The sequence below is a fragment of the Leisingera sp. SA32 genome (genome assembly GCF_056033425.1).
In genome coordinates this window covers 22,372-34,137 of sequence record NZ_JBVYHB010000003.1, presented here as the reverse complement: position 1 = coordinate 34,137, position 11,766 = coordinate 22,372, and the positions used below count along the sequence as shown (strand labels likewise).

The following is an 11,766-nucleotide window of genomic DNA, read 5'->3' as shown; positions in this document are numbered from 1 at the left end:
GATGACCGAGATTAGCCGTGTGGCGTTGTTCGGCAAGCTGAACAAGCTGGGGTACCAGGCCGTTGAAAGCGCAACCGTGTTCTGCAAGATGCGCGGAAACCCTTATGTCGAGCTGGTGCACTGGCTGCATCAGCTACTGGCCCAGCAAGACAGTGATCTGCACCGGATTATCCAGCATTACAAATTGGACACCGGCAAGATCGCTGCTGAACTCACGCGTGCGCTGGATATGCTGCCGCGGGGGGCCTCGACTATCTCGGACCTGTCGGATCATCTGATGGATGCGATGGAACGCGGCTGGGTCTGGGGGTCGTTGCTCTATTCTTCGGGACAGGTGCGCAGCGGGCATCTGCTTCTGGGCATGCTGAAGACTCCGGCATTGCGCAATATCCTGTCCTCGATGTCGCCAGAACTGGCAAAGATCGGCGCGGATGATCTGGCCGATCATTTTGCTGAGGCCACCGATGGGTCGCCCGAGGAACGACTGGGCGCGCAGGACGGCTCCAACGTCAGCGGCGGCGGCGCGGAGCCGGGCGAAGCGTCCGGTGCGATGTCGCCGGGGGCCATGGGCAAGGGTGAAGCGCTGCAGCAGTTCTGCACCGACCTGACCGAACAGGCCCGCACCGGCGAGATTGACCCGATCGTCGGCCGAGACGAGGAAATCCGCCAGATCGTCGACATCCTGATGCGACGGCGGCAGAACAACCCGATCCTGACCGGCGAGGCGGGTGTGGGCAAGACCGCGGTGGTCGAGGGCTTTGCCCTGCGCATTGCCCGTGGTGACGTACCGCCCAGCTTGCAGGATGTGCGGCTCTTGATGCTGGATGTTGGCCTGTTGCAGGCCGGTGCCAGCATGAAAGGCGAGTTCGAAAACCGCCTGCGCCAGGTCATTGACGAGGTGCAGGCCAGCCCGGTGCCGATCGTGATGTTCGTCGATGAAACCCACACGCTGGTGGGGGCAGGGGGCGCGGCTGGCACTGGCGACGCGGCAAACCTGTTGAAGCCGGCCCTGGCGCGCGGCACGCTGCGTACCATCGGGGCCACGACCTGGGCCGAGTACAAGAAGTACATTGAGAAAGACCCCGCCCTAACTCGCCGCTTCCAGGTGGTCAAGGTTGATGAGCCGGGTATCAAGAAAGCGGTTCTGATGATGCGCGGCATTGCTTCGATGTTGGAAAATCACCACCGCGTTCAGGTGCTGGACGAAGGAATCGAGGCGGCGGTGAGCCTGTCGGCGCGCTATATCCCCGCACGCCAGCTGCCAGACAAATCGGTCAGCCTGCTGGACACCGCCTGCGCGCGTGTCGCGGTCAGCCAGCACGCAGTACCTGCCGAGGTGGACGACAGCCAGCGTCGAATTGAGGCGCTGACCACGGAGCTGGAGATCATCAGCCGCGATGAAACCGCAGGGTACGATGTAGCAGAACGGCGCGCATTGGCTGAAGCCGCAAAGGAGAGCGAGGAGGAACGGCTGCAAGGGCTGACGGCCCAGTGGGACAAGGAAAAGGCGGTGGTGCAGGAAATCCTGGACCTGCGCGCTAAGCTGCGGGAGGGGGCCGCGCCCGTTGACGCTGCGCCCGATGCTGGACAGGACGGCGCGGAGGGCGCCGCCGACAGCCAGCCGCCGGAGGACGAGCGCGCGGCATTGATGCAGCAGCTGAAGGACAAGAACGCCGAGCTGGACGCTTTGCAGGGTGACAGCGCATTGATTTTGCCCATTGTCGACCATCAGGCCATTGCCGGCGTCGTCGGCGACTGGACCGGCATCCCGGTGGGCCGCATGGTCAAGGATGAGATCGAGACGATCCTGAACCTTGAGGAACGTTTGGCAAAACGGGTGATTGGCCAGGATCACGCGATGAAGATGATCGCCAAGCGTATCCAGACAAGCCGCGCGGGGCTCGACAATCCGAACAAGCCGATCGGGGTGTTCATGTTGGCGGGCACCTCTGGCGTCGGTAAAACCGAGACCGCGCTGGCGCTGGCCGAGGTCCTGTACGGCGGTGAGCAAAACGTGATCACCATCAATATGTCGGAATACCAGGAGGCCCACACAGTCAGCTCCTTGAAAGGTGCGCCGCCGGGCTATGTCGGCTATGGTGAAGGCGGCGTTCTGACAGAGGCGGTGCGGCGCAAGCCCTATTCCGTCGTGCTGCTGGACGAGGTCGAGAAAGCGCACCCCGATGTGCATGAGATTTTCTTTCAGGTGTTCGACAAGGGCGTGATGGAGGACGGAGAGGGCCGCATCATTGATTTCAAGAACACGCTGATCCTGCTCACCTCCAACGTCGGTACGGAAACCATCATGGATCTATGCGCCGACCCGGAGCTGATGCCGGATCCGGACGGCATGGCCAAGGCCCTGCGTGAACCGCTGTTGAAGGTCTTTCCGCCCGCGTTGTTGGGACGGCTGGTGGCGATCCCCTATTACCCGCTCAGCCCGGAGATGATTGGCCAGATCACCAAGCTGCAGTTGGGCCGCATTCAAAAGCGGGTACAGGAGGCGCATGGGGTGCCTTTCGAATATTCGGACGCCGTGGTCGAGGAAATCGTCAACCGCTGTCAGGAGCTGGACAGCGGCGGCCGCATGATCGACGCGATTGTCACCAACACCATGCTGCCGGAGATTTCCAACGAGTTCCTGCGCCGCCTGATGGACGGCGCGCAGGTGCGCCGCGTGGCCGTGGACGTGACGGAGGGCGCATTCACCTACGGATTTGATTGACGAGAGCACAGGGTAATTAGCGGGAGCAATTTATATGGTTAAGCATACTGTCATGGACATGAAGAACGTCGATATCGGCGCTTCGGGGCTGGAAACGGTCAAGCCGCCCAAACTGTCCTTCAAGGTCGTGGTCGAGCTGGACAAGAAGATGGAAAAGGGCGTCGAGAAGGACCCGCTGCTGCAGCAGGAGTTCCATGCCGCCGCCAGCGAAGTTTTCGAGCAGACCCGTGATACCATCGAGAAGAAGTGCAAGGTTTTTGACAAGGCCTTTGTTCAGATGGTCAGCAAGGGCGCCGACAAGAAAGACATGGAAAAACAGCTGAAAGGGCTGAACGACGCGATCAAGAACGACATCAAGGTCGGCGAAAAGGCGGCGGAACTGGCCGTCCTGAAGGCTTGGACCAGTCTACAGAAGAAGAAAAAAGAGTGGTCCAAGTTCAAGATCAAGGTTGGCGTGTCGATCGGGGGCACCCTGGCCGGGCTTGCGGTGAGTATCGCGGCGATGGCGACCTCGCCGTTTTCGGGCGGTGCAGGTGCGGTTTTTGGAATTATGGGCCTGATCAAATCCGGCGTCTCGCTGGCAAAGGATATCGGCAAGTTGGCGATCAACATCGACCAGTCCAAGACAATCCTGGTCAAGAACCTGTTGGTGGTGGAAAAAGCGGCCTCCAACAAGGCGCTGAATGCCACCAACGAGGTTTCAGCAGCAGTGTTTCAGGAATTCCTCGGCATATCGCAGCCGTCGGTCAAGACCGTGGAGGATGCGGCGGATACGCTGAAGGCAAAATATGCCCAGATGATCGTTAAAATGCATGACCTGTCGAAAACCCTGAACAAGATCCTGAAGGAGCAGGAAAAGCTGAAGAAAGAGTTTCTCGCCGAGGTTGGCAAGAAGCTGAAGAAGCACCCGGTGAAGGATAAGAAAACGCAGTTGGTGATGGTCAGCAAGGCGCTGGATGCGGCGTTGGCGGGCAACTATGCCGAGGTTCAGAAAGCCATCGACAAGATCCAGACGATGTATGCCGAAGCACGCGGCTGGGCCAACAACATCAAGGACCTGATGAAGCGGGTGAAGGCCCTGACGATCAAGGACCCGAAGGCGCTGAAGGTTTTCCGCGAAGGGTTGAAGTTTGCTGCTCTGGCACTGTCGCCGATTGATGGCAACTCGATCGCCACCGGGGCGAAGGATCTGGCACTTGGCGTGGGCGGTGCGGCCGGTGGTTATGCCTATGACAAGATAACCAGCAAGGCGCTGGACGGAACTGTGTTCGACGCTGCCTGAACTGAAAGACCACCGCCGGGCGCAACAGGCGGCGCCCGGCCACTTGGAAAGACCGGCTGGAGAAGCACATTGGACAGCAGCGCGCAAACGACCGTGACGCTTCGGGACAGGGCCCGCGAATTCGTCGAGCGCCCGTGGGTGACCAATGCCATTCTGGGCATCATCATTTTCAATGCCATCACTCTGGGTCTGGGTACGTCTGCCGCGATGCGGGCGCATGCTGGCGGGCTTCTGGATGTGATCGATACTGCCGTTCTGACCATTTTTGTGCTGGAGTTGGCTCTGAAACTTTTTGCCTACGGGCTGCGCTTCTTTGCCTCGGCCTGGAACATCTTTGACCTGATGGTGGTCTCCTTCGGACTGTTCCCGGACAGCCAGGGGCTGTCGGCATTGCGCGGGCTGCGGGTGGTGCGGGCGCTACGGTTATTGTCGGTTATCCCGCAGATGCGTGCGGTGGTGCAGGCACTGCTTGACGCGCTGCCGGGCATGGGCGCGGTGATCGTGATGATCTCGATCGTGTTTTACGTGTTCGGGGTGATGGCGACGATGATGTACGGCGCCATGTTTGACGAATGGTTCGGAACCCTGGGCCGGTCGTTGTATTCGCTGTTCCAGATCATGACGCTGGAAAGCTGGTCGATGGGGATCGTGCGCCCGGTGATGGAAGCTTTCCCATTTGCATGGGCCTTCTTCGTTCCGTTCATCGTGATTACGGCTTTTTCAGTGCTGAACCTGTTCATCGGCCTTTTGGTGAACACCATGCAAACGGCGGTGGAAGCGGAAGCCGAGGCCGAGTTTGAGAAACTACGCGATCTGGTGAAATCGGAAACCGACGTGGTGGATGCACATGTTCTGGCCCTGCACGAAGAAATCAAAGCTCTTCGGTCAGAGGTCGCGCAGTTGAGAGGGCAGGGTAATGGCTGACAGTTCGCAGAAATTCATATCCCGCAACCGCGCGCCGCGGGTGCAGATCGAATACGACGTGGAGCTTTATGGCTCCGAAAAAAAGGTTCAACTGCCGTTCGTCATGGGGGTGATGAGCGATCTGACCTGCAACTCGCGAGTGGAACAGCCGGCGGTGGCAGACCGAAAGTTTTTGGAGATCGACGTCGACAACTTCGACGAACGCATGAAGGCTCTGGCGCCTCGGGCGGCCTTTTCTGTGCCCAACACGCTGACCGGAGAGGGCAATCTGGCGGTGGATCTCACATTCGAAAGCATGTCGGATTTTTCTCCCGGTGCCATTGCCGCCAAGGTAGACGCCCTGCGTCCGCTGCTGGAGGCGCGCTCCCAACTGCAAAACCTGATGGCCTATATGGACGGCAAGAGCGGCGCCGAGGCTTTGATTGAAGCGATCCTGAACGACCCCGGTTTGCTCGCGGCGGTCTCCGCGCCGCCGCAGGATTCCGAAAATGCTGCGGCGCTGGACAGTCTGCGTGACCTTGCGCTGCCGCAGGAGGCGGCAGACACGGCGGATGATGTGCTGGACGTGCTGAGATCGCACACCCCGGAGGAGGGTCCTGGCGACGACAGCTCGGCCGAGGTGCTGGCCGGGTTACAAAGCACCGCCCCGGACGTGTCAGAAGGTCCCGATCAAACTGAAACGGCGCTGTCTTCGCTTCCCCAGGGCGGCGGGCCAGAGCCGGATACGGATGCTGCAGACCCCACCGACATTCTGGATGCGCTGGCTGAAAGCGGTTCCACTCCGGAGCGTGAGGACGACACGGCTGAAACCTTGAAAACCCTGGCTGCCGTCGAACGTGACGAGGCGCCGGAGGCGGTCAGCGATGATCCCGCCGCCGCTGCGCTGGACAGCCTGGCCGGGGCCGCGATGCCAGAGGCGGATGACGATGACGACGCAACCTCGGTTCTGAATGATCTGGCAGAGTCCGCGCCATCCGATCCAGAGGAGGTCGAGGATCTGGACGCGCTCTTGGGAACGCTGGCGTGGGAGGTTCCCCAGCAGGCGGATGCCGGGCGCGCGCTTGATGAGACATTGGAAAGCCTCGCGGCCGCGGAGTTTGCGCCGGACGAACCTGACCGGTCCGAGGATGTCCTAGCGGACCTGTCAGCAGCGCAGCCCAAAGAAGATGCGCAGAATACGGACGATCTGGACGTGATCCTCGGTGAGTTGGAGCGCACTGAAGACACCGTGGAGGAGCCGGACCCTGATGACGCCTTGAACACGCTGGAGCCGCTGGCCGAGACAGAGGACGAAGCTGAAACTCTAGATGATCTGTTGGCGGATCTCGGCGCCGAGGGGCCGCAGGTAGAAGCCGCAACAGCGGGAGAAGCCGCGCTGGAGAGCTTGATGCCGGCAGGCGATGCGCGGACTGAGACTGCTGAGGAAGCCGATATGGCGGAGCTGCTTGGCGAGGAAGGCGAGAACGCGCCCACGGTGGAGCAAGTGGATTCGGGCACGACGGATGCCGTCGATGTTCTCGATGCGCTATTGGGCGAAGTGGGCGAGGGCGAGAGTGCAGAAACCCTCGATGATCTCCTGGCAGATCTGGGGGCGGATACCGAAGCGGAAAACACAGCGGCGGCGGCGGACAGCGATCTGGATGCGCTGTTGGGAGCTCTGGAAACTGATGCTGCGCCAGACGACGGTAGTGATTTGGGTCTGGACGATTTGCTGACAGATCTGGAGGCCGATGTCGAAGCGGAAAGCACAGCGACTGCGCAGGATGGCGATCTGGAGGCGCTGCTGGGAGAAATGGCAACCGATGCTGCGCCAGACGACGACAGTGATTTGGACCTGGAGGATTTGCTGACAGATCTGGATGAGGATGAGGATGAGGATGAGGACAGCGGAACCGGCGATGATCTCGATGCTCTGTCGGGCGACCTGGATATTGATGCCAATGAAGGTAGTGCTGAAGCGGACGCCACAGCGCAGATGTCTGATCTGTCACGGGGCCCGGAATTTGCCTATGGTACGCTGGCGGCGGAACGGCCCGAGCCGCAAAAGCTGGCGCGCAAGCGCTTTCGGTTGGCGGTGCTGGGAGATTTCTCCGGGCGCGCAGCCAAGGGGCTGTTGGAAACCGGGGAGGCCTTGGCGACGCGCCGGGCGATCCTTTTGGATGCAGACACTGTCGATGACGTGATCGAAGGCTTTGCCACGGAACTGGTACTGCCGATCGGAAAGGGCGGTGCCGGCATTGCGGTGAAATTGGCGGACTTGGACGCTCTGCACCCGGATGAGCTTTATGAGAATGTTGCGATCTTCTCGGAGCTTTCGGGGCTGCGCAAACAGCTGCAAAGCGGCGCGACTGCCGACCATGCCGCCGCGACCCTAAGAGCCTGGGCCGAGAAACACGGCACGCGGGCGCGGGCACCCAAGAGGACGTCGGCGGGAAACGCGGTGCCGGCAGACCGGCGTCTCAGCGCCTTTCAGAAACTGATCGGTGACAGCGGCAATTCGCTGCGGGAGCCCTCGCCGGTGGAGGACCTGCTGGCGCGCGTTGTCGGCCCCCATGTCCGCGCTCTGCCGGACCCAGATGCGGCGGCGATGCAGACTGCCGTGGACGAGGCGCTGTCGGATGCGATGCGGCTGGTGCTGCATCACCCGGAGTTTCAGTTGCTGGAGGCACAGTGGCGGTCATTGGATCTGATCGCGCGCTCGATCGAGGATGACGACACGCTGGACGTAATGCTTTATGACATCTCGGCCGAGGAACTGGCGGCGGATCTGGCCGCGAATGCTGACCTGTCTGGCACCGGGCTGGTGCGGCTTTTGACGGAGGAGCCGCTGGACGAGGACAATGGCCGCGGCGGCTATTCGGCGCTGATCGGTATGTATCAGTTCGAGGAAACCCCGCCCCACGCCGAACTGTTGGGCCGGATCGCGCGGGTGGCGGCGCATGTGGATGCGCCGTTCTTTGCAGGAATTTCCCCGGAATTTCTGACGGTGCCCAAGGTCGAACGCCCTCGGTTGGTCGCGGAAGCCTGGGACACGTTGCGGCAGATGCCAGAGGCCGGGCACCTGGGGCTGGTCAGCCCGCGCTTCCTGCTGCGCCGTCCCTATGGGCAGAAGAGCGACCCCTGTCACACCTTTGATTTCGAAGAGTTCACAGAGCGCGAGGGTCTGAAGGGTATGCTCTGGGCCAATCCGGTAGTGCTTGTGGCGATCCTGTTGGCGCGATCTTTCAAACAGAACGGTCCGTCAATGCAGCTGGGACAGATCATGACCCTCGGCGGCATGCCTTATCATTACGTGACTGACAGGTTCGGCGACCAGGTGGCGTTGCCCTGCACGGAGCGCAATATCGACCTCGATAAAATCACGCTTGCGCAGGAACGTGGCATCATGGCGGTGAGCGCGGTCAAGGGACGAGACGAACTGCGACTGACGTCCTTCAACTCGATGAAGGGGGAAGAGATCCTGGGGCCATGGACAGGCGTGCCCGCACCGGAGCCCTCGCCAGCGGACCCGCGCGAAGCGCGACAGCCTGAGGCGGGAGATGCGGCGGACACCGGCCAGGACGCGGCTGAGCTGGATCTGTCGGATCTGGGTCTGGAGGATGACGGGGAGGATGACGGTCTGGACGAGCTGCTGTCGTCATTCCAGGACGGCGACGGTGGCGACGATGGCGGCGACGAGGACATGGACGCGGAGCTGGCCGCGCTGTTGGAAGATTTATGATGCAAGTGATTGAACGCAGTGCCGTTGGACCTCGGTCCCGTCCGCGCAGCGGAAAGGAGGAGACATGGTTGTAAGCAAGGGCCATGAGAATGACCTCGCCTGGATGTCGGGGAGTTACAGTTCCGACGGCCTGATGATGAGCCGTGCCATTGTCCGCGAAGGACTGAACAAGCTGACAGAGACCACCATCGAATTTGCCGCAACCAAGGCCCAGCCCAAGCTGGAGGATCTGGTTGGCAAGCGGATGAATGTGCATGTCATGCGCAACCCGGAGACAGAGCAGCAGTTTTCCGGGCTCTGTGTCTCAGTTGAGTATCTGGGATTTCGCAACGGGTACGAAATGTATGTGGCGGAGGTTCGTCCCTGGTTTTGGTTGCTGACCCGCACCAGCGATCTGAGGGTGTTTCAGGACAAGTCCACGGTGGATATCATCAAGCAGTTGTTCAGCGAATACGGTTTCAGCGACTTTACCGATAAGCTGAGCGACAGCTACACCGCGCGCGAGTATTGCCTGCAATACCGCGAGAGCGACTACGCCTTTCTTTGCCGGCTGATGGAAGAAGAGGGGATTTACTTCTACTTCGACAGCACCAGCAGCCCCGGTAGTCCGGAAAAACTGGTGTTGTGTGATGGCATCAGCGGCCATGCCCAGGTTCAGGGTGGCGCCGAGATCGAATTTCACGCCCGCGACGACCACGACAGGCGGCGTGAGGAGCATATTTCAGAATGGACCCACGAGGAACGCCTGACCCGTGGCAAGGTGACACTCAACGACTTTGACTTTCTGACGCCAACCGCGGATCTCAAGGCGCCGTCGGCCATTCCCAAGGGCAAGCACGCCTACAAGGACTACGAGGTCTATGACTATCAGGGGCATTACCGCAAGGAAGACGGACTGGGCGCCAAGCGGGCGCGGGTCCAGATGGAAGCGGAGGCGATCCGCCACAAGCGCTGGCGCGGAGCGTCGAGCGTGGCGACACTCGGCACCGGGTATACCTTCAAGATGCAGGGGCACCCGGTGAAGGAGAACAACCGGGAATATCTGGTGACCGACGCGGAGCACCACATCAAGGTGGCGTGGGATTATGGCGAGCGCGAGACCCAGAAGAAACCATCTGAACAGGGCAAGGCGATGCGGCGGGACTTGAAGCCGCGCAACATGGACGTGCCGGAGGAAATGGCTCACGATGTCTACGCGGGCACCTTTTCGGCGATTTCCAAGGCGGATCAGTTCCGCGCGCCGCTGGTTACACCCTGGCCCGAGGTGCAGGGTTTGCAGACCGCCACCGTCGTCGGCAAGAGCGGCGAGGAAATCTGGACCGATGAACATGGCCGCATCAAGATCCAGTTTCATTGGGACCGAGAGGGCAAGGACAATGAAACCTCATCCTGCTTCGTGCGGGTGATGACACCCTGGTCGGGCAAGAACTGGGGGATGGTGGCGGTTCCTCGGATCGGCCAGGAAGTGGTGATCCAGTTCGAGGACGGCAACCCGGACCGGCCGATCTGCACCGGTATGTTGTATAACGCGGAAACCATGCCGCCCTACACATACCCGGACGACCAGACCCAGCTGGGGATCAAGACCAACTCGTCCAAGGGCGGGGGTGGTTACAACGAGCTGATGTTCGACGACAAGAAAGACAGCGAGCTGATGCGGGTCCAGGCGGAGAAAGACCATCAGATGCTGGTCAAGGACCGCTCGACGGTGACGGTGGGCATGGATGCGCCCGACCCCGAAGTGACCAACGCGGACGAAAAGAGCTATGTCTTTACGGTTCAGCAGCACATGACCGAAACGGTGCATGAGGGCGACCGCACCGAAGTGGTGGAGAAGGGTGACAAATCCGAGACCATTCAGACCGGCAACATGACCTTGGACGTTGACACCGGGAACCTGACCGAAACGATTGCCCAGGGCAACCACAGTGAAACAGTGTCTCTGGGCGATCTGACCGTCGATGTGACGGCAGGCAAGATCGCGATGAGCGCCGGTCAGGAAATCAAGCTGACCGTGGGCGCCTCGGAGGTCAAGATCGACAATTCGGGCGTGTCGATCAAGGGACCGATGATCAAAATCGAAGGCACCGGCATGATCGAGGCCAAAGCACCGATGACCACCGTGAAGGGCGAGGCGTTGCTGACCCTGAAGGGTGGCTTCACGATGATCAACTAGGTGGTGCGGATGTCGGCAAGATTTGAAAAGCTGGTGAAAATGCCTGTCGACCCGGTGGCCAAGCTGCTGTCGCGGGCAAACGTCATCCTCAAAACGCCACTGGAGGCGCCGCCCACGGCGCCGGCCGGTGTGGTGCTGGAGGAGTTGGACCACAAAGGCGCCCTGGTGGACATTTTGCGCACCCTCGCGGTTCTTCTGCCGCCGAGGGAGCGGGTATGGTGGGCTTGCCTTGCGGCGCGCGATTACATCGGACCGCGCTCGGACAAGGATCCGCCCTCTCTGACAGCCTCTGAGACATGGGTTTTCGACCCCAACGAGGAAAACCGCGACAAGGCCCGGATCACCCTGGACCATGCCTATGTCGATGATGACACGGTGAACTGCGCGTTGGCGGTGCTCTATGCGGCGGGCACCCTCGGACCGGGAGAGTTGAACCAATACCCGGCCCCCGCAGGCGCATCCGAGGCCGCCGCCTTTGCCATGAATATGGTAGCCTTGGGGCAATTGTCTGATAGGTTTGAAGAACATGCCGGTGTCTTGGTGGAACGTGCGCTGGACATCGCGCGCGGCGGCAATGGCCAGATGGTCAAGGTGCCGGAACCGGCCACAGAGACCTGAAGGGGAGGACAGAAGTCATGGGAATGCCTCAGGCCCGTCTGGCTGATCTGCATGCCTGCATGCTGCCGTCAACGCCACCGCCGCCATTGCTGCCGGTGCCAACGCCAATCCTGCCGCCCTGCGCGGTCACGGTGCTGGTGGGCAAGAAACCGGCTGCAAGGCTGGGCGATCTGTGCACCGCCGTGCCGCCGCATCCGATCATCAAAGGGTCCATGACCGTTCTGATCAACAACATGCCAGCGGCGCGGGTGATGGACAACACCGCCTGCGGCGGGATGATAACCTTGGGTGAATTCACCGTGTTGGTGGGAGGGTGACCG

7 protein-coding genes and 1 pseudogene are annotated in these 11,766 nt (G+C 61.0%); all 8 read left to right on the top strand.

Going from position 1 to position 11,766, the window contains the following annotated elements; genetic code table 11:
- Position 1 precedes the first annotated feature (1 nt).
- The 8 genes and pseudogenes from tssH (at position 2) to AC0IPL_RS05265 (ending at position 11,763) form a co-directional block, all read left to right on the top strand.
- Positions 2–2,725: a type VI secretion system ATPase TssH gene (tssH, locus tag AC0IPL_RS05300; RefSeq protein ID WP_474272615.1), complete on the top strand. Its 2,724-nt coding sequence runs from the start codon at positions 2–4 to the stop codon at positions 2,723–2,725.
- A gap of 34 nt (positions 2,726–2,759) precedes the next feature.
- On the top strand, positions 2,760–4,007 hold the full coding sequence (locus AC0IPL_RS05295; RefSeq protein WP_474272614.1) for a hypothetical protein: 1,248 nt from the start codon (positions 2,760–2,762) through the stop codon (positions 4,005–4,007).
- Positions 4,008–4,076: 69 nt separating this feature from the next.
- Positions 4,077–4,931: an ion transporter gene (locus AC0IPL_RS05290; RefSeq protein ID WP_474272613.1), complete on the top strand. Its 855-nt coding sequence runs from the start codon at positions 4,077–4,079 to the stop codon at positions 4,929–4,931.
- Positions 4,924–5,424 (top strand): annotated as a pseudogene (tssB, locus tag AC0IPL_RS05285) (type VI secretion system contractile sheath small subunit); the annotation flags it as partial. The gene AC0IPL_RS05290 and the pseudogene tssB, both read left to right, overlap by 8 nt.
- Positions 5,425–5,838: 414 nt before the next feature.
- The gene (locus tag AC0IPL_RS05280) at positions 5,839–8,652 is read left to right on the top strand and encodes a type VI secretion system contractile sheath domain-containing protein (RefSeq protein ID WP_474273186.1); all 2,814 of its coding nucleotides are present in this window, start codon (positions 5,839–5,841) and stop codon (positions 8,650–8,652) included.
- Positions 8,653–8,716: 64 nt separating this feature from the next.
- Positions 8,717–10,828 carry a type VI secretion system Vgr family protein gene (locus AC0IPL_RS05275; protein ID WP_474272612.1) on the top strand — a complete coding sequence of 704 codons (2,112 nt, stop codon included), beginning with the start codon at positions 8,717–8,719 and terminating at the stop codon, positions 10,826–10,828.
- A gap of 9 nt (positions 10,829–10,837) precedes the next feature.
- Positions 10,838–11,446, top strand: coding sequence for a DUF6931 family protein (locus AC0IPL_RS05270; protein ID WP_474272611.1), 609 nt, complete (start codon positions 10,838–10,840; stop codon positions 11,444–11,446).
- 17 nt (positions 11,447–11,463) lie between these two features.
- On the top strand, positions 11,464–11,763 hold the full coding sequence (locus tag AC0IPL_RS05265) for a PAAR domain-containing protein (RefSeq protein WP_474272610.1): 300 nt from the start codon (positions 11,464–11,466) through the stop codon (positions 11,761–11,763).
- Positions 11,764–11,766: the final 3 nt, after the last annotated feature.